The 20,113-nt window shown below is 57.0% G+C and carries 12 protein-coding genes and 1 pseudogene; 8 read left to right on the forward strand and 5 right to left on the reverse strand.

The features are described 5' to 3' along the window. Positions 1-116: 116 nt before the first annotated feature. The 3 genes from asmA to udk form a co-directional block, all read right to left on the reverse strand. Positions 117-1,964: an outer membrane assembly protein AsmA gene (gene asmA / locus NMC31_RS07845; RefSeq protein WP_253897525.1), complete on the reverse strand. Its 1,848-nt coding sequence runs from the start codon at positions 1,962-1,964 to the stop codon at positions 117-119. Positions 1,965-1,990: 26 nt separating this feature from the next. Further along, entirely contained in the window at positions 1,991-2,572 is a 582-nt protein-coding gene (dcd, locus tag NMC31_RS07850) for a dCTP deaminase (RefSeq protein ID WP_253897526.1), read from the reverse strand. 79 nt (positions 2,573-2,651) lie between these two features. Further along, a complete protein-coding gene (gene udk, locus NMC31_RS07855) occupies positions 2,652-3,293 on the reverse strand; it encodes a uridine kinase (RefSeq protein ID WP_015963820.1) in 642 nt (213 codons plus the stop codon). 323 nt (positions 3,294-3,616) lie between these two features. On the opposite strand from udk, the pseudogene NMC31_RS07860 reads away from it, so the two are divergent. Beyond that, a pseudogene (locus NMC31_RS07860) lies at positions 3,617-6,199 on the forward strand (diguanylate cyclase); the annotation flags it as partial. A gap of 7 nt (positions 6,200-6,206) precedes the next feature. Here NMC31_RS07860 and alkA read toward each other — a convergent pair. Next, entirely contained in the window at positions 6,207-7,046 is an 840-nt protein-coding gene (alkA, locus tag NMC31_RS07865) for a DNA-3-methyladenine glycosylase 2 (protein WP_253897527.1), read from the reverse strand. A 133-nt stretch (positions 7,047-7,179) separates the two neighbouring features. Between alkA and yegD the strand changes: the two genes are divergently transcribed. Beyond that, positions 7,180-8,532, forward strand: a complete 1,353-nt coding sequence (gene yegD, locus NMC31_RS07870; protein WP_149462392.1) for a molecular chaperone — start codon at positions 7,180-7,182, stop codon at positions 8,530-8,532. A 108-nt stretch (positions 8,533-8,640) separates the two neighbouring features. Here yegD and NMC31_RS07875 read toward each other — a convergent pair whose 3' ends face one another. Continuing rightward, positions 8,641-8,700 carry a type I toxin-antitoxin system Ibs family toxin gene (locus tag NMC31_RS07875; protein ID WP_253897603.1) on the reverse strand — a complete coding sequence of 20 codons (60 nt, stop codon included), beginning with the start codon at positions 8,698-8,700 and terminating at the stop codon, positions 8,641-8,643. A gap of 277 nt (positions 8,701-8,977) precedes the next feature. On the opposite strand from NMC31_RS07875, the gene NMC31_RS07880 reads away from it, so the two are divergent. The 6 genes from NMC31_RS07880 to baeR are packed head-to-tail and all read left to right on the forward strand — an operon-like array spanning position 8,978 to position 19,991. After that, positions 8,978-10,231 carry an MdtA/MuxA family multidrug efflux RND transporter periplasmic adaptor subunit gene (locus NMC31_RS07880; RefSeq protein ID WP_253897528.1) on the forward strand — a complete coding sequence of 418 codons (1,254 nt, stop codon included), beginning with the start codon at positions 8,978-8,980 and terminating at the stop codon, positions 10,229-10,231. Further along, positions 10,231-13,353 (forward strand): MdtB/MuxB family multidrug efflux RND transporter permease subunit, encoded by a 3,123-nt coding sequence (locus NMC31_RS07885; RefSeq protein ID WP_253897529.1) that lies wholly within the window; start codon positions 10,231-10,233, stop codon positions 13,351-13,353. Before NMC31_RS07880 ends, NMC31_RS07885 begins: the two co-directional genes overlap by 1 nt. Then, positions 13,354-16,431 (forward strand): multidrug efflux RND transporter permease subunit MdtC, encoded by a 3,078-nt coding sequence (gene mdtC, locus NMC31_RS07890; protein ID WP_253897530.1) that lies wholly within the window; start codon positions 13,354-13,356, stop codon positions 16,429-16,431. It abuts the gene before it with no gap. Between the two features lies 1 nt (position 16,432). Next, positions 16,433-17,848, forward strand: coding sequence for an MFS transporter (locus NMC31_RS07895; protein WP_253897531.1), 1,416 nt, complete (start codon positions 16,433-16,435; stop codon positions 17,846-17,848). Beyond that, on the forward strand, positions 17,845-19,272 hold the full coding sequence (baeS, locus tag NMC31_RS07900) for an envelope stress sensor histidine kinase BaeS (RefSeq protein WP_253897532.1): 1,428 nt from the start codon (positions 17,845-17,847) through the stop codon (positions 19,270-19,272). The genes NMC31_RS07895 and baeS overlap by 4 nt, the downstream gene beginning before the upstream one ends. Then, positions 19,269-19,991, forward strand: coding sequence for an envelope stress response regulator BaeR (gene baeR / locus NMC31_RS07905; RefSeq protein WP_113857241.1), 723 nt, complete (start codon positions 19,269-19,271; stop codon positions 19,989-19,991). The genes baeS and baeR overlap by 4 nt, the downstream gene beginning before the upstream one ends. The last annotated feature ends 122 nt before the right edge of the window (positions 19,992-20,113 follow it).

Below are 20,113 nucleotides of genomic sequence, written 5' to 3' on the forward strand. Positions count from 1 at the left end.
CCCCCTCACCCTAACCCTCTCCCACAGGGAGAGGGGACAGAGTGTGCTAATCTACATGTTCTGCGCGGGTTTTCTCCCTCTCCCTGTGGGAGAGGGCGGGGTGAGGGGTGTATGTCTTAATGACTCTCTAAAAACTGCTTCACATCCTTTCCTGACTGCCTGTCCTTATTTTTGTCCGCCCAGTCGCTCAGGCGGCGGCGCGCTTCGCTTTGCAGATGCTTACGCAGCGCCTGATCCACCTGAAGGCTGTAATTCAGCGCCTGCCACTTGCCGTAAACACGTAGCGGAATGGCCGTCTCTTTGAGGATCTGAACCAGCGAGCTTTGGCCCTGCCAGCCGTCAACTACGCGGACGTTAAACTGCATGTCGCCCTCTTCTTTGACCAGATCCAGCAGACCTTTACCATTAACCGCCAGCAGCGGCGACTCGCCCTGCATATCGCTCAGGGTCAGTTTGCCGTGATCCAGGCTGAACGCCGTCGTCAGGTTATCAAGCCGCGTGGCGCTGTCGTAGCTTTCCTGCGCTTTAACATCGGCGCTGCGCTCAACCGCCTGCTGTACCAGTTGCTGGAAGTTCAGGCCTTCCGCGCGCACGTCTTTCAGCGAGATATCCGCTTTCCCTTCCCAGTTGCGACGGAAGCTCTCAGCGTCAATGGCCGTACCGGCAAACTCACCGTCCAGCGTTAAGCGCCCGGTCAGTTCAATAGGATAATTAAAGGCTTTCAGCAGGCTGCCAATCTGGACATTCTCAAGCTGCGGGTGGAATTCCGCCGCAGGCGTTAATTCCCGGGCATCCAGTTGGCCAGGCAGTGAGAGCTTTCCGCCGTCCAGCGTGCCTTCAAGCCGGGTAATATCCAACAGACCACGCGTGTTGGTCGCCTGATGCACCACATTGGTAAAGTTCATTCCGCGCCAGGTCAGTTGTTTTGCTACCAGCGAAATCGCGCCATCAAAGCTTTTCAGGCCGCTGTATTGCGGAACGCTGTCGCTGTCGGCAATAACCGGACGCGCCTGTTTTGGCGCACTCTGCGCCTGCTGGACACCGTTGGCGTCGGTCATGGCTGCGCTACGGGTTAACAGGTTATCGAGATTGAGTTTGTCAGACTGCAAATCGAGCGTCCATACCGGATGGTCGCTCAAGACCACGCTGCCAGAGCCGCGCAGTGAGCTGTCGTTAGCTGTAAAATTGATGTCGCTGAAGCTCAGGGTTTTCTGCTCTTCCTGCCAGCGCGCATTCACGCTACCTGCACCGCTGATGCCCTGCGAAGGCAGATCAGCGCCCTGAAGTTGCCAGGTGATTTGCGAGAGCTGCGCGTCCAGACGATGTGGATAATCGCCAGCCTGGATACGTGCGGTCAGCGCCAGTGCTAAGTCACGTTGATCACGATTGATGCGCCCAGAAAAATCGAGTGTTGCCACGTGATGTTCGTCCTGCTCCATCTCCAGACGGATGTCACGTACTGTAACCTGTTCATCATCAGCATGCTGGAATACCAGCACGCTATCGGCCACTTTGAGACGAGAGATATCAAAGGACCAGCCACGATCTTCCGGCACCAGCGGCAAGGTGTTTTCTTTCGGCACAACGGGAGCATGTTCAACCGGTGCGGCTTCACTTTGCGGCGTTAACTGGATCACCCCGCCCTTGAGCATCACCTGCTTAACCTGTAATTGATGCGAAAGCAGCGGCAGCAGCGCCACATCCAGACGCATGTTATCGGCGCGAACCAGCGGCTCCGTTGCCCCCGGTGCGGTGAGACGCATTCTACCGGACAAAATGCTGAGCTGCGGCCAGACGTGCCAACGCAGCGGGCCATCCAGTTGAAGCTGATAGCCGCTGCGCGCCTCGACCTGCCGCACCATATAGCTGCGGAAGTCATTCGGGTTGACCAACAGAACCAACGCCGAGAGGCCGGCGATGAGCACCACCAGCAGAATCATCAGCGTCGTTAAAATACGTCTCATGGCATCCTCACCAGACCAGCGTTAACTCAGTCTTTATCGATACGACTGGCGACCGCGCCCTGCTGGTCACGGTACTTCGCGTCTTCACGACGGTTGTAAGGGCGTGCAGCCGGGCCAGAAAGCGGCTCAAAGCTCAGCGCGCCAATCAGCATTCCCGGACGCAGCGCCAGCGGCAATTTACCGGAGTTATAGAATTCAAGAACGATACAACCGGACCAGCCCGGATCGATACGGTGCGCGGTCACGTGAACCATCAGCCCAAGACGCGCCAGGGAGGAACGCCCGTCAAGCCAGCCGACTAAATCCGCAGGCAGCGTCACCGATTCCAGCGTCACCGCCAGTGCCAGCTCGCCCGGGTGCAGATAAAACGCATCACCTTCTGTGAGAACGATCTCTTCGCTCATCACGCGGTCGAGCGCCGCGCTCACTTCCGCTTTCGGGCCGCTTAAATCAATATAGGCGGCAGTATGACCGCTGAAGGTACGAAATTTATTGCCCAGGCGCACATCAACCGTCGCGCCATTAATACGCTCGACGGGAGGACGCGGGTTAATTGCCAGTCGGCCTTCATCCAGCCAGGCTTCAATATCTCGGTCACACAGACGCATGCCATTCTCCTTTGGTACAACCAGCCCCCATAACAAGATACGCGGAGGCGATTACTGCACGTTACACAATTCGCGTGAGTTATTCAAAAAACTGACTAATTTTCGCTTTCAGAATATCAATTGCAATGCGGTTTTTCCCGCCACGCGGCACGATGATATCGGCATACTGTTTGGAGGGATCGATAAACTGCAGGAACATCGGGCGAACGGTTTTCTGATACTGCGCCATCACTGAGTCCATCGAACGGCCGCGCTCGTTAACGTCGCGCTTAATGCGGCGCATCAGGCAGATATCCAGCGGGGTATCAACGAAAATTGAGAAGCTCATCTCTTCACGCAGCCGCGCTTCCGTCAGTAACAGAATACCTTCAAGAATAATGACTTTTTTCGGTTCGACGTGAACCGTCTCGGCGGTGCGGGTATGTTCTACATAGCTGTAGACCGGTAATTCGATAGGTTCGCCGCGTTTGAGCATTTGCAGATGCTGCAATAAAAGGCTGTGATCCATCGCGTTTGGATGGTCATAGTTGGTCTTAACACGCTCTTCCATCGACAAATGACTTTGGTCTTTGTAGTAGCTGTCTTCGGGAATAACGCCAATATGTTCATCACCAACCTGTTCACGCAATTCGCGATACAGCGTGCTGGCGATAAGACTTTTACCCGAAGCCGATGCGCCGGCGATGCCTATGATGACGCACTGATGAGACTTATCAGTCATAAATTTTTGCGACCTGATTAACCTGGATGATAAGGAAGGACGACGCCAGAGCGTCAAACGCGGCAATTATAGGGATTTCGCGACCGCGATACCAGTCGTATGCGCGGGATTGCGCGGGTCGGCAGCGAAAAGTTCCTCTGCCACGCACGCGTTAGGGGCGAAAGCGTACGTTTTCCGTTCCGTCAGGTTGCGCAAGCAGGGTCTCAGTGCTATCTATTTATGTGCTACCCCCATATAAATTCTTAATGCTTTGTACTAGCATGGCAACATCCACTATCAGATAAATCTGAAACCACCCTGCGGCACTCTTCGCGAAAATGGTAATGAAAAAAGTATCCCAGCCAGTCTTCGTTGTTCCCACTCACCCTGTGCTACGTCTGGCCAGTCTGGGTCTGGTGACGTTTATTTTCACCCTTTTTTCACTTGAGTTGACGCAACTTGGCGCGCTTCTGGCACCGCTCTGGTTCCCGACGTCGGTCATGATGGTGGCGTTTTATCGCCACAGCCGCCGCTTATGGCCCGCCATTGCCATTGTCTGTACGCTGGGTAATGTGGCGGCATCGTTGGTGCTCTTTCCGCTGCACGAGCTAAACCTGATTTACTCCGGGATTAATGCCGCCGAAGCCGTCGTGGGCGGCCTGCTGCTGCGTAAGCTCTTACCCCACTATAACCCGCTGCAAAATCTTCATGACTGGATCCGCCTTGCCATTGGCAGCGCGCTGATTCCGCCGCTGGTCGGCGGGCTGATGGTGTATCTGCTTGTGCCGGGTGATAACCCGCTGCAGTCGTTTATTGTCTGGACGCTTTCCGAAGCCATTGGCGCACTGGCGCTGGTGCCACTAGGGCTGCTGTTTAAGCCGCATTACCTGCTGCGTCACCGCAACCCGCGCCTGCTGCTGGAAACGCTGCTGACGCTGGCCGTGACCCTCGCCCTTAGCGCACTGTCGATGATTTATATGCCCTGGCCCTATACCTGCATCATCGTATTTCTGATGTGGAGCGCCGTGCGCTTACCGCGTATGGAAGCGTTTATGGTTTTTCTGTGCACGGTGATGCTGGTGTCGCTGATTATGTCGGACTCCACGCTCTCGCAGCACGTCTCGGTTGTGTATACCGTTACCAATGCGTCGTGGATGCCATTTGTGATGATTCTGCTTCCGGCGAACGTCATGACCATGGTGATGTACGCGTTTCGCGCCGAAAGTAAGCATATTGTTGAAAGTGAAGAGCGTTTTCGCAATGCGATGGAATATTCAGCCATTGGCATGGCGTTGGTAGGAACGGAAGGCCAGTGGTTACAGGTCAATAAATCCCTGTGCCAGTTTCTGGGATACAGCCCGGATGAGTTACGCGAGCTGACCTTTCAGGAACTCACCTTACCGGAGGATTTAGACTCCGACCTGAGTCAACGCGACAGTCTGGTGCGCGGCGACATCAACACCTACACCATGGAGAAGCGCTATTACACCCGTCAGGGCGAAGTAGTCTGGGCGCTGCTCGCCGTGTCATTAGTACGCAACCCGGACGGTACCCCGCTGTACTTTATTGCCCAGATTGAAGACATTAACGAACTGAAAAAAACCGAGCTGATTAACCAGCGACTGATGGAGCGCATTACGCTTGCCAATGAAGCGGGCGGCATAGGTATCTGGGAGTGGGATCTCAAGCCGAACAAAATCAGTTGGGATAAACGGATGTTTGAACTCTACGGCGTTCCTTCACATGTGAAACCCACCTGGCAGGTTTGGGAATCCTGCCTGCTTGAGGAAGATCGCGAAAACGCGACCCGCAAGGTGTTGAACTCGCTCAAATCCAGCGCACCACTGATGCTCGAGTTTCGCGTTAAGCTGAAGGGGAAAGTTCGTCATATTCGATCGCTGGCGAACCGCGTGCTGAATAAGCAGGGCGAAGTAGAACGCCTGCTCGGCATTAATATTGATATGACCGAAGTGAAAGAGCTGAACGAAGCGCTGTTCCAGGAGAAAGAGCGGTTACATATCACGCTCGACTCCATCGGCGAAGCCGTCGTGTGCACCGATAGCAACATGAATATCACCTTTATGAACCCGGTGGCAGAAAAAATAAGCGGGTGGTTCCAGCAGGATGCGCTGAATAAACCGCTGCTCTCCGTATTCCACATCAGTGTCGGCGACCATGGCCCGCTGATAGGAAACTTCCATACAGGAGATCTCTCCCGAAGCGATATTGAGGACGATTTGGTTTTGCACAGTCGAAACGGCGGCAGTTTTGATATTCAGTACAGCATTACGCCACTCAGCACGCTGAATGGCGAAAATATCGGTTCTGTGCTGGTAATTCAGGATATAACCGATTCACGTGAGATGCTGCGTCAGCTCAGCTACAGCGCTTCACATGATGTGCTGACCCATCTGGCGAACCGGGCAAGTTTTGAAAGCCATCTCAAACGCCATCTGCTCAACATTGATAACGCGCAGGAACGTCATGCGCTGGTGTTTATTGACCTTGACCGCTTTAAGTCTGTGAACGATAACGCGGGACATGCCGCCGGTGATGCCCTGCTGCGCGAGATTTCAGCCCTGATGCTCAGCCTTGTGCGAAAAGGCGATATTCTTGCCCGCCTTGGCGGCGATGAGTTCGGCCTGCTGCTGCCGGAGTGTAAAGAAGAGGACGCGCACGATATTGCGCAGCGCATTGTCGACGGCGTGAATAACTACCACTTTACCTGGGAAGGCCGCGAGCACCATATTGGTGCCAGCGTGGGGATCACCTTTATCGACAGGAATAATACCTCTCTGACCGATCTGTTATCGCAAGCGGATATCGCCTGCTATGCCTCGAAAAACAATGGCCGCGGACGGGTGACGATTTACGGCACGCACCCGGATGCCATGCCGCGCGTCCAAAACCGCTTCTCACAAAAAGAGTAAGCCTTTACGGGGCCCAGTCTTCCGTATACCAGATATGCAGCAGCGCATAAGAGCGCCAGGGATGCCAGCGCTCGGCATAGCGGCGGATCTGCGCGGGCGTCATGCCGGGGAAACGCTGCTTGATCAAATAATCATCCGGCAAAAATACATCGCTGGCCTGCCAGCCACGCAGGGCAAAATAGTTCGCCGTCCAGCGACCAATCCCGGGGAAGCTTTGCAGTGCTTTCATTCCCTGCTCAATATCCTCGGGGGCGTTGAGCGGCAGCTCGCCGGTTAACGCCGCCCTTGCCAGATAGATAAGCGATTCCGCCCGCTTGAGCGGCATACCCAGCGCCTTAAGCCGCTGGGGATCGGCATTCATCAACTGTTCCGGACGTGGGAAAAGGTAAAAGTCGGTAAAATCGGGCAAGGGGTCACCCACCGCGGCGACCACTTTGCCGGTTAATTTTGCCGCCATTGATACGCTCACCAGTTGGCCGAGTATCGCCCTGACGCCTTGCTCGAACGCATCCATCGCGCCCGGTAAGCGTAACCCTGGTCGCGCGCTCGCCAGCGTGCCAAGCGTATCATTAATTGTCTGAGGCTCACATTTAAGATCCAGCAAGTGAGAGATTCGCGTCAGGCAAGGCTGCGCTACCGGTAATAAGCCTTCTGAAAGCGTGACGCACAGCACCTGCCGCGTTTCATCCGGCGTCATAGTGATGACGCCGCAATGCCCGTTGTATTCAAAACTGCGCGTGTATCGCCCTTCCTCAAAACGCTCGATGCCTGCCACCGCACGCGCCTGTAAAAAACCCCACATCCACGGCCAGTCGTAAGGTGCCTGCCACGTTAATTCGAACATATTTTCTCCCCGGTTTGCGCCTACAGCATAGCGGCAAACCGGCTTTTGTTCCTTGCTATCATATTCCGACTTGTCGTCAGGAAAAAATGCAAGTAAAGTCGCCCCCCTTCTTCACCGGCATGGGGATTTAAAGGTGTTTATTGGTTTTGACTACGGTACGGCAAACTGTTCAGTGGCGGTGATGCAGGAGGGAAAACCTCATCTGTTGACCCTGGAAAACGGCAGTTCGCTGCTGCCTTCGATGCTCTGTGCCCCCACCCGCGAAGCGGTCAGCGAATGGCTCTACCGCCATCATCAGGTACCCGCCACGGGAGATGAAACCCAGGCCTTGCTGCGCCGGGCGGTCAACTATAATCGCGACGAAGATATCGACGTATTGAGCAACAGCGTGCAGTTCGGACTGGCGTCTTTGCGCCAGTACATCGATGACCCGGAAGAGGTCTACTTCGTCAAATCGCCAAAATCATTCCTCGGCGCCAGCGGGCTGAAGCCGCAGCAGGTAGCCGTATTCGAAGACCTCGTGTGCGCGATGATGCTGCATATTCGCCAGCAAGCGCAGGGTCAACTACCTGAAAGCATTGATCAGGCGGTCATTGGTCGCCCCATTAACTTCCAGGGGCTCGGCGGGGACGACGCTAACGTGCAGGCGCAGGGTATTCTCGAACGCGCGGCGAAACGTGCTGGTTTTCGCGATGTGGTATTCCAGTATGAACCCGTTGCCGCAGGGCTCGATTTCGAAGCTACGCTGGATAAAGAGCAGCGCGTGCTGGTTGTCGACATCGGCGGCGGTACCACTGACTGCTCCGTTTTGCTGATGGGCCCACAATGGCGTGAGAAGCTTGATCGCGAACAAAGCCTGCTCGGCCACAGCGGTTGCCGCGTCGGCGGGAACGACCTCGACATCGCGCTGGCCTTCAAAAGCCTGATGCCATTACTTGGTATGGGCGGCGAAACTGAAAAAGGCATCGCCCTGCCGATTCTGCCCTGGTGGAATGCGGTGGCGATTAACGATGTTCCAGCGCAGACCGATTTCTACAGCAGCGCCAATGGCCGCATGCTGCGCGACCTGGCACGCGACGCCCGTGATGCAGAGAAAGTCGCCCTGCTCTACAAAGTGTGGCAGCAGCGTCTGAGCTACCGCCTGGTGCGCAGCGCCGAAGAAAGCAAAATCGCGCTCTCCGATCGCCCGGAAGTGGCAACGACCTTGCCGTTTATCAGCGATGAACTCGCCACCGCTATCACTCAGCAAGGGCTGGAGACAGCGCTGGACCAACCGCTGACGCGCATTATGGAGCAGGTACATCTGGCGTTAAACGCAAGCGCAGAAAAGCCGGATATCATCTATCTGACCGGCGGCAGTGCCCGTTCTCCGCTGATCAAAAAAGCGCTGGCGGAGCAACTGCCTGGAATTCCGATTGCCGGTGGCGATGATTTTGGCTCGGTCACCGCTGGTTTGGCCCGCTGGGCGCAGGTGGTGTTTAGTTAACTGCTCGCCATGTCGCAAAGTGGCTCGCACAGGCATTGACTTCCACTGGATGCAATCCTAAATTAAGGAGTGAGGGTTAGGGAGAGGTTTCCCCCTCCCCCTGGTGTCTTAGTAAGCGTGGAAGCTAATCACTAAGAGAATCACCAGTATGATGACTGACCTCATCATAACCCTTTCCTTATTTAAGGCCCCTTCTTCGGGAGGGGCTTTCCCTTTTCAGCCCCCTGCTGAACACCTTTTCTGCAATGCAGCAATTCAGGATGCACTCTAACGCAGCCTCCTTCTGCTGTGCTTCCTGCGTGTCAATTCCCCGAGCGGCCTCGCAAAGCGGCCGTGATTCGGACGATTCGTCCCTGTGTTTCATATTTCCTCCATTTTTTCCGACCATCCGATCACTAAACTAGTATCATTCCGCGAAATGGTTCAGGACGAGAAACTCATTAAAATGAAAGGCAGTAACAAATCCCGCTGGCTGGTTGTGCTGGCATTGCTGATTGTGGCCGGCGCAGTGACAGGCTACTGGCTGATGAATCGCACACCAGAATCCGCAGGCCCGGCAGCCGCTGCTCAGGGAGAGCGCCCGGCAGGCGGTGGACGTCATGGTGGCCGCTTCGGCGCAACGCTTGCGCCGGTTCAGGCCGCGACAGCAACCAGCGAAGCGGTACCGCGCTATCTGAGTGGATTAGGCACCATCACCGCCGCCAACACCGTGACGGTGCGCAGCCGCGTAGACGGTCAGTTGATGGCGCTGCACTTTCAGGAAGGACAGCAGGTAAAAGCAGGCGATCTGCTCGCGGAAATCGATCCGAGCCAGTTCAAAGTTGCCCTCGCTCAGGCGCAGGGGCAACTGGCGAAAGACAAAGCGACACTGGCTAACGCCCGTCGCGATCTTGCCCGCTATCAACAACTGGTGAAAACCAATCTGGTTTCACGCCAGGAGCTCGATACCCAACAGTCGCTGGTCAGCGAAACGCAGGGGACTATTAAGGCCGATGAAGCCGCCGTTGCCAGCGCACAGCTCCAGCTCGACTGGAGCCGTATCACCGCCCCGGTAGACGGGCGGGTGGGTCTGAAGCAGGTTGATATCGGCAATCAGATCTCCAGCGGCGATACCACCGGTATTGTCGTGCTCACCCAGACACACCCGATCGACCTGGTGTTCACCCTACCGGAAAATGACATTGCCACCGTGGTGAATGCGCAGAAATCAGGTAAACCGCTGACCGTCGAAGCGTGGGATCGCACCAACAAACAGAAACTGAGCGATGGTGTGCTGCTGAGCCTGGATAACCAGATTGACGCCACCACCGGCACCATCAAGCTGAAGGCGCGTTTCAACAACCAGGATGATGCCCTCTTCCCGAATCAGTTCGTTAACGCGCGGATGCTGGTGGATACTCAACAGGATGCGGTGGTGATTCCGGCTGCGGCCCTGCAAATGGGCAATGACGGTCACTTTGTCTGGGTGCTGAACAGTGAGAATAAAGTCAGCAAACATACCGTGGTTCCAGGTATTCAGGACAGCCAGAAAGTGGTGATCAGCGCCGGGCTCTCGGCAGGCGATCGCGTGGTAACGGACGGTATCGACCGACTGACCGAAGGCGCGAAAGTGGAAGTGGTGGAAGCACATAGCGCCACCAGCGATAGCAAAACGGCAGAACCCGCGACCGCCGCGGGCCATAAAGGAGCACGCTCCTGATGCACGTTTTACCGCCGAGCAACACGGGCGGCCCATCCCGCCTGTTTATCATGCGCCCGGTCGCCACCACCCTGCTGATGGTGGCGATCCTGATTGCCGGGATCATCGGCTATCGCTTCCTGCCTGTTTCGGCGTTGCCAGAAGTAGATTACCCCACCATTCAGGTGGTCACCCTTTACCCTGGCGCCAGTCCGGACGTCATGACGTCTGCCGTCACCGCACCGCTGGAGCGCCAGTTCGGCCAGATGTCCGGCCTGAAACAGATGTCCTCCCAGAGTTCCGGCGGGGCGTCAGTGGTGACTCTTCAATTCCAGTTAACGTTACCGCTGGACGTGGCCGAGCAGGAAGTGCAGGCCGCGATTAACGCCGCCACTAACCTGCTGCCGGACGATTTGCCTAACCCGCCGGTTTACAGCAAAGTGAACCCGGCAGACCCGCCAATCATGACGCTCGCCGTCACCTCTTCCGCCATGCCGATGACGCAGGTGGAAGATATGGTCGAAACGCGCGTGGCACAGAAAATATCTCAGGTTTCCGGCGTCGGGCTGGTGACGCTGGCGGGCGGTCAGCGCCCTGCCGTGCGGGTCAAACTGAATGCACAGGCCATTGCCGCGTTAGGATTAACCAGTGAAACAGTGCGCACCGCGATCACCAGCGCGAACGTTAACTCGGCCAAAGGGAGCCTCGACGGCCCGACCCGCGCCGTGACGTTATCCGCGAACGACCAGATGCAGTCAGCGGAAGAGTATCGCAAGCTGATTATCGCTTATCAGAATGGCTCCCCGGTGCGTCTGGGCGATGTCGCCACCATTGAGCAGGGTGCGGAAAACACTTGGCTTGGCGCATGGGCCAACAATCAACACGCCATTGTGATGAATGTCCAGCGTCAGCCTGGCGCCAACATTATCTCTACCGCCGACAGCATTCGTCAGATGCTGCCGCAGCTCACCGAAAGCCTGCCGAAATCGGTGAAGGTTGAGGTGTTGTCCGATCGCACCACCAATATTCGCGCCTCGGTCACCGATACGCAGTTCGAACTGATGCTCGCCATTGCGCTGGTGGTAATGATCATCTACCTGTTCCTGCGCAACGTCCCGGCGACCATTATTCCCGGCGTGGCGGTGCCGCTGTCGTTGATTGGTACCTTTGCGGTGATGGTGTTCCTTGATTTTTCCATCAACAACCTGACACTGATGGCGCTCACCATCGCCACCGGTTTCGTGGTCGATGACGCCATTGTGGTGATTGAGAACATCTCGCGCTATATCGAGAAAGGCGAAAAACCGCTGACCGCCGCGCTGAAAGGCGCGGGCGAAATCGGTTTCACCATTATCTCCCTCACCTTCTCGCTGATTGCGGTGCTGATCCCACTGCTGTTTATGGGCGATATTGTCGGTCGCCTGTTCCGCGAATTTGCGGTGACGCTGGCGGTGGCGATACTCATTTCCGCCATTGTGTCGCTGACCCTGACACCGATGATGTGCGCGCGCATGCTCAGCCATGAATCCCTGCGTAAACAGAACCGCTTTTCCCGCGCCAGCGAACGTTTCTTCGACCGCGTGATTGCCGGTTACGGGCATATGCTGGCCCGCGTCCTGAAACATCCGTGGCTGACGCTCAGCGTGGCGCTGGGCACCCTGGCGTTATCGATTATCCTGTGGGTGGTGATTCCGAAAGGCTTCTTCCCGATTCAGGATAACGGCATTATTCAGGGCACGCTGCAGGCGCCACAATCGGCGTCTTTCGCCAATATGGTGCAGCGCCAGCAGCAGGTTTCTGAAATCATTCTGAAGGACCCAGCTGTCGAAAGCCTGACGTCATACGTCGGTGTGGACGGTACCAACCCGGCGCTGAACAGCGCCCGTTTGCAAATCAACCTCAAGCCGCTGGATGAGCGTGATGACCGCGTGCAGAACGTGATTAAGCGCCTGCAACAGAATGTCGACCGCGTACCGGGTATCTCACTCTACCTGCAACCGACGCAGGATCTCACTATCGATACCACCGTGAGCCGCACGCAATACCAGTTCACGCTTCAGGCGAACTCGCTCGATGCCCTGAGTCTGTGGGTACCGCAGTTGGTCGAGCAACTGCAAACCCTGCCGCAGCTTTCTGACGTCAGCAGTGACTGGCAGGATCAGGGGCTGGTGGCTTACGTTAACGTGGATCGCGATAGTGCCAGCCGTTTGGGTATTTCCATGGCAGACGTGGATAACGCGCTGTATAACGCCTTCGGCCAGCGCCTTATTTCCACTATTTATACCCAGGCCAATCAGTACCGCGTAGTACTGGAACATGACACACAAGCGACGCCTGGATTAGCTGCGCTGGATAACGTGCGTCTGACCAGCAGCGACGGCGGTGTGGTGCCTTTAACGGCCATCGCCAAAGTCGAGCAGCGTTTTGCCCCGCTCTCCATCAACCATCTGGACCAGTTCCCGGTCACCACCATTTCGTTCAACGTGGCGGGCGACTATTCATTGGGCGATGCGGTCGATGCGATTATGAACGCCGAAAAGACGCTCAGCTTCCCGACGGATATTCGTACCGAATTCCAGGGCAGTTCGCTGGCCTTCCAGTCGGCGCTCAGCAGCACCGTCTGGCTGGTCGTCGCGGCAGTGGTGGCGATGTATATCGTGCTTGGCGTGCTGTATGAAAGCTTTATTCACCCGATTACCATCCTCTCTACCCTGCCGACCGCAGGCGTAGGGGCGTTGCTGGCGCTGATGATTGCCGGCAGCGAACTGGATGTGATCGCTATCATCGGCATCATTTTGCTTATCGGCATCGTCAAGAAAAACGCCATCATGATGATCGACTTCGCGCTGGCGGCAGAGCGTGAACAGGGCATGCCGCCGCATGAAGCGATTTATCAGGCGTGTCTCCTGCGTTTCCGTCCGATTCTGATGACCACACTTGCTGCGCTGCTCGGCGCGCTGCCGCTGATGCTGAGCACCGGCGTCGGCGCGGAACTGCGTCGCCCGTTAGGGATTGGTATGGTTGGCGGCCTGCTGGTCAGCCAGGTGCTGACGCTGTTCACCACGCCGGTCATTTATCTGCTGTTTGACCGCCTGGCGCTGCATCTGAAAAAACGCTTCCCGCGACATGAGGAGGAGGCGTAAATGAAGTTTTTCGCACTCTTCATTTACCGCCCGGTGGCGACGATTTTAATCTCTATCGCCATCACCCTCTGTGGCGTGCTGGGCTTCCGACTGCTGCCGGTGGCCCCGCTGCCGCAGGTTGATTTCCCGGTCATTATGGTCAGTGCTTCGCTGCCTGGCGCGTCGCCTGAAACCATGGCGTCGTCGGTCGCCACGCCGCTGGAGCGTTCGCTCGGGCGCATTGCCGGGGTTAGCGAAATGACCTCCAGCAGCTCGCTCGGCAGTACGCGCATCATTTTGCAGTTTAATTTTGATCGTGATATCAACGGCGCCGCGCGCGATGTGCAGGCCGCAATAAATGCTGCACAAAGCCTGTTGCCAAGCGGCATGCCCAGCCGTCCGACCTATCGTAAAGCCAACCCGTCCGATGCGCCAATAATGATCCTGACGCTGACCTCGGAGACCTACTCCCAGGGTGAGCTGTATGATTTCGCCTCGACGCAACTGGCGCAAAGCATCGCGCAGATCGACGGCGTGGGCGATGTCGATGTCGGCGGCAGTTCTCTGCCAGCCGTGCGCGTGGGGCTAAACCCACAGGCGCTGTTTAATCAGGGCGTGTCGCTGGATGATGTGCGCACCGCCATCAGCAACGCCAACGTGCGTAAACCACAGGGAGCGCTGGAAGATAACGCTCATCGCTGGCAGATTCAGACCAACGACGAACTGAAGACGGCGGCGGAATACCAACCGTTAATCATCCATTACAACAACGGTGCGGCGGTGCGTCTAAGCGATGTCGCCACGGTGACTGACTCCGTGCAGGACGTACGTAACGCCGGGATGACCAATGCCAAGCCCGCGATTTTGTTGATGATCCGCAAACTGCCGGAAGCCAACATTATCGAAACGGTGGACGCCATCCGCGCCGAACTGCCGGAACTTCAGCAGACCATTCCGGCGGCGATTGACCTGCAAATTGCGCAGGATCGCTCGCCAACGATTCGCGCCTCGCTGGAAGAAGTTGAACAAACGCTGGTGATTTCCGTGGCGCTGGTGATTCTGGTGGTATTCCTGTTCCTGCGATCCGGTCGCGCGACACTGATCCCCGCCGTCGCCGTTCCCGTCTCATTGATAGGCACCTTTGCCGCCATGTATCTCTGTGGCTTTAGCCTGAACAACCTGTCGCTGATGGCGCTCACTATCGCCACCGGATTCGTGGTGGATGACGCCATTGTGGTGCTGGAAAACATCTCGCGCCATATCGAAGCCGGGATGAAACCGATGCAGGCCGCCCTTCAGGGGAGCCGGGAAGTCGGGTTTACGGTGCTGTCGATGAGTGTGTCGCTGGTGGCCGTTTTCCTGCCGCTGTTGCTGATGGACGGGCTTCCGGGCCGCCTGTTGCGCGAGTTTGCGGTGACGCTGTCGGTGGCAATTGGTATTTCGCTGGCGGTATCGTTGACCTTAACGCCGATGATGTGCGGCTGGATGCTCAAGCGCCAGCCTGCCCATACGCCAACCCGTAATAAAGGGCTGGGGCGTTTGCTGGTTGGCCTGCAACAGGGTTACGGCAAATCCCTGCACTGGGTGCTGAAACACTCGCGGATGGTTGGTCTGGTTTTCCTCGCAACCGTTGCGCTGAATGTCTGGCTCTATATCGCCATCCCAAAAACCTTCTTCCCGGAGCAGGATACCGGCGTGCTGATGGGCGGTATTCAGGCTGACCAGAGCATCTCTTTCCAGGCGATGCGCGGAAAATTACAGGACTTCATGAAAATTACCCGTGAAGATCCGGCGGTGGACAACGTGACCGGCTTTACCGGTGGCTCGCGCGTGAACAGCGGGATGATGTTTATCACCCTGAAATCACGTGGTGAACGGCATGATTCAGCACAACAGGTGATCGACCGCCTGCGTAAGAAGCTGGCGAAAGAGCCAGGAGCTAACCTGTTTCTGATGGCGGTGCAGGACATTCGCGTCGGCGGGCGTCAGTCTAACGCCAGCTATCAGTACACCCTGTTGTCTGACGACCTGAGCGCCCTGCGCGAGTGGGAACCGAAAATTCGTAAAGCGCTGGCGGCACTGCCGGAACTGGCGGACGTGAACTCGGATCAGGAAGATAACGGCGCCGAGATGGATCTGGTTTATGACCGGGAAACCATGTCGCGCCTCGGTATCAGCGTTCAGGCAGCCAACAGTCTGTTGAACAATGCCTTTGGTCAGCGGCAGATTTCGACCATCTATCAACCGCTTAACCAGTACAAAGTAGTGATGGAAGTCGATCCGGTCTACACCCAGGACGTCAGCGCGCTGGATAAAATGTTCGTCATTAACAACGAAGGCAAAGCGATTCCGCTTTCTTACTTCGCCAAATGGCAGCCCGCTAATGCACCGCTCTCGGTGAACCATCAGGGATTATCGGCGGCGTCGACGGTGTCGTTTAACCTGCCAACCGGGAAATCATTGTCGGAAGCGAGCGATGCAATTGACCGCGCGATGACTCAGCTTGGCGTGCCGTCTACAGTGCGCGGCTCGTTCGCCGGTACCGCACAGGTGTTCCAGGAGACCATGAACTCGCAGATAATTTTGATTATCGCCGCCATCGCCACCGTCTACATTGTGCTGGGGATGCTTTACGAGAGCTACGTTCACCCGCTGACTATCCTCTCCACGCTGCCCTCGGCGGGCGTCGGCGCGCTGCTGGCGCTGGAACTCTTCAATGCCCCCTTCAGCCTAATCGCGCTTATCGGGATTATGCTATTAATTGGCATCGTGAAGAAAAACGCCATTATGATGGTCGATTTTGCGCTGGAGGCGCAGCGAAACGGCAATCTGTCGCCTGAAGAAGCGATTTTCCAGGCCTGCCTGCTGCGTTTTCGCCCGATTATGATGACCACGCTGGCGGCGCTGTTTGGCGCTTTACCGCTGGTGATTTCCAGCGGCGACGGCTCGGAACTGCGCCAGCCGCTGGGGATAACAATTGTCGGCGGTTTAGCCGTCAGCCAGTTGCTGACGCTGTACACCACCCCGGTGGTTTATCTGTTCTTCGATCGTCTGCGCCTGCGTTTTTCGCGTCAATCCCGACAATCGGTAACCGAGTAAAATGACAGAACTCCCCGCCAGCGTGCGCTGGCAACTGTGGATAGTGGCGTTCGGCTTCTTTATGCAGTCGCTGGACACCACTATCGTGAATACCGCCCTCCCCTCTATGGCGGCAAGCCTGGGCGAGAGCCCACTGCATATGCATATGGTGGTGGTCTCTTACGTGCTGACCGTCGCGGTGATGCTTCCCGCCTCCGGCTGGCTGGCGGACAGAGTGGGCGTGCGCAATATCTTCTTCACCGCCATTGTCCTGTTCACCGCCGGGTCGCTATTTTGCTCACTGGCGAGCACGCTCAATGAGCTGGTGATGGCGCGCGTATTGCAGGGCGTGGGCGGCGCGATGATGGTACCCGTAGGCAGGCTCACGGTGATGAAAATCGTGCCACGCTCGCAGTATATGGCGGCGATGACCTTCGTCACTCTGCCCGGCCAGGTTGGACCGCTGCTGGGTCCGGCGCTCGGCGGCATGATGGTGGAATACGCCTCCTGGCACTGGATCTTCCTGATCAACATTCCAGTCGGCATTATCGGCGGCATCGCTACCCTGATGCTGATGCCCAACTACACGCTGCAAACTCGCCGTTTTGATCTGAGCGGTTTCATTGTGCTGGCGCTGGGCATGGCGGTGCTGACGCTGGCGCTTGATGGTCAGAAAGGGCTCGGCATCTCAAGCCTGACGCTGGGGATTCTGGTCGCCGTCGGCGTCGCCTCGATTCTGTTTTATCTCTGGCACGCCAAAGGCAACGACAACGCACTGTTTAGCCTGAAGCTTTTCCGCACGCCAACATTTTCCCTTGGCCTGGCGGGCAGTTTCGCCGGACGCATCGGTAGCGGAATGCTGCCCTTTATGACGCCGGTCTTTTTGCAGATCGGCCTTGGATTTTCGCCGTTCCACGCCGGGCTGATGATGATCCCGATGGTGCTCGGCAGCATGGGGATGAAACGCATTGTGGTGCAGGTGGTTAACCGTTTTGGCTATCGCCATGTACTGGTCACCACCACGATTGGCCTCGCGCTGGTAAGCCTCGTGTTTATGGCCACGGCGCTGGCAGGCTGGTATTACGCACTGCCGCTGGTGCTGTTTATTCAGGGGATGGTTAACTCCAGCCGCTTTTCGTCGATGAACACGCTGACGCTGAAAGATTTGCCCGATGAACACGCCAGCAGCGGCAATAGCCTGCTGTCGATGATCATGCAGCTCTCGATGAGTATTGGCGTCACCGTGGCGGGCTTACTGCTGGGGATGTTCGGCCAGCAGCACATAGCTGCCGACAGTGGCACCACGCATCAGGTCTTTATGTACACCTATCTGTGCATGGCGCTGATTATCGCCCTGCCCGCCCTGATTTTTGCCCGCGTACCTGACGACGTCACCAAAAACGTGGTTATCGCCCGACGAAAAAGGAGTGAACAGTGAAATTATGGCGTCCGGGGATCACCGGAAAACTTTTCCTCGCCATCTTCGCCACCTGTATCGTGTTGCTTATCACGATGCACTGGGCGGTGCGCATCAGTTTTGAGCGCGGGTTTATTGATTACATTAAGCACGGCAACGAGCAGCGCCTTGAACTGCTGAGCGACGCGCTGGCAGAGCAGTATGCGCAGCACGGTAACTGGCGTTTTCTGCGTAATAACGATCGCTTCATCTTCCAGATTTTGCGCTCATTCGAGCATGATAATAATGATGAACATCGCCCACCGGGCCCGCCAGGGCCGCCGGGGCCTTCCATGCCGCCGCACGGCTGGCGAACGCAGTTTTGGGTTGTCGATCAGCGCGAACGCGTTTTGGTTGGCCCACGCGAGCCCGTTCCCCCGGACGGCACACGCCGCGCGATCGTCGTCGATGGGCTGGCCGTCGGCGCGGTTATCGCCTCACCCGTAGAGCGGCTGACGCGTAATACGGATATTAATTTCGATGAACAACAGCGCCGCACCAGTTGGCTGATAGTCGCGCTTTCAACGCTACTCGCCGCGTTGGCGACCTTCCCGCTGGCGCGCGGTTTGCTGGCTCCGGTGAAACGGCTGGTGGAAGGCACGCATAAACTGGCGGCGGGGGATTTCTCAACGCGCGTTGACGCGCGCGGCAGCGATGAACTCGGCAGGCTGGCGCAGGACTTCAACCAGCTCGCCAGCACGCTCGATCGCAATCAGCAGATGCGCCGCGATTTTATGGCCGATATCTCCCACGAACTGCGCACCCCGCTGGCGGTACTGCGCGGTGAGCTGGAAGCCATTCAGGATGGCGTGCGTAAGTTCACCCCGGAATCGGTCGCCTCTTTACAGGCGGAAGTCGCCACGCTGACCAAACTGGTGAACGATCTGCATCAGCTTTCGATGTCTGACGAAGGCGCGCTGGCTTATCAAAAAGCGCCCGTTGACCTCGTTTCGCTGCTGGAAATTGCCGCGGGCGCTTTCCGCGAGCGTTTAGCCAGCCGCGGCTTAACGCTGCATCTTTCATTGCCCGATAGCGCGATGGTCTTCGGCGATCGCGACCGCCTGATGCAGTTGTTCAATAACGTGCTGGAAAACAGCCTGCGTTACACCGACAGCGGCGGCGACGTGCATATCCGCGCCAGGAAAACGCTGCAAAACGTGACGGTTGAGTTCGCCGACAGCGGGCCGGGCGTCAGCGATGAACAGCTCGCCATGCTGTGCGAGCGTTTTTACCGAACGGAAGGATCGCGCAACCGCGCCAGCGGCGGCTCCGGCCTCGGGCTGGCGATTTGCGTGAATATTGTTACCGCCCACGGCGGCAGGCTTGATGCCGCCCATTCGCCTTTTGGTGGGGTAAGCATTAAAGTAGAATTACCGCTGGATCGCGACACATCGAGAGAGTTATGACTGAGTTACCGATAGATGAAAACACCCCGCGCATTTTGATTGTTGAGGACGAACCCAAGCTCGGGCAGTTGCTGATTGATTATTTGCTGGCGGCCAACTACGCGCCAACGCTTATCAGCCACGGTGATCAGGTTCTGCCTTTTGTGCACGATACGCCGCCGGACCTAATCCTGCTGGATCTCATGCTGCCGGGTACCGATGGCCTGACGCTGTGCCGCGAAATCCGCCGTTTTTCAGAAGTGCCTATTGTGATGGTCACCGCCAAAATCGAAGAAATTGATCGCCTGCTGGGGCTGGAAATCGGCGCGGATGATTACATCTGCAAACCTTACAGCCCACGTGAAGTGGTCGCGCGCGTGAAAACCATCCTGCGCCGCTGCAAACCGCGTCGGGATATTCAGGCGCTGGATGCGCAAAGCCCGCTGATTGTCGATGAAAACCGTTTTCAGGCCTCCTGGCGCGATCGTCTTCTGGACTTAACCCCCGCAGAATTCCGCCTGCTGAAAACCCTGTCGCAAGAGCCGGGAAAAGTCTTCTCGCGCGAACAGCTGCTTAACCACCTTTACGACGACTATCGCGTGGTCACCGACCGCACCATCGACAGCCATATCAAAAACCTGCGCCGCAAGCTGGAAGCGCTCGACGCCGAACAGTCGTTTATCCGCGCGGTGTATGGCGTGGGATATCGCTGGGAAGCAGATGCGTGCCGAATGGCGTAATCCTCGCATAATGCCTGATGGCGCTGTGCTTATCAGTTCTGACGCCGCTCACCTGTAGGCCGGATAAGGCGTCGCCGCCATCCGGCAACAGGGGGAAGGTTTACTCCTGCTCCCCGCAGCGC

This window comes from Pseudocitrobacter vendiensis (assembly GCF_943590815.1).
Classification (GTDB): Bacteria; Pseudomonadota; Gammaproteobacteria; order Enterobacterales; family Enterobacteriaceae; genus Pseudocitrobacter; species Pseudocitrobacter vendiensis.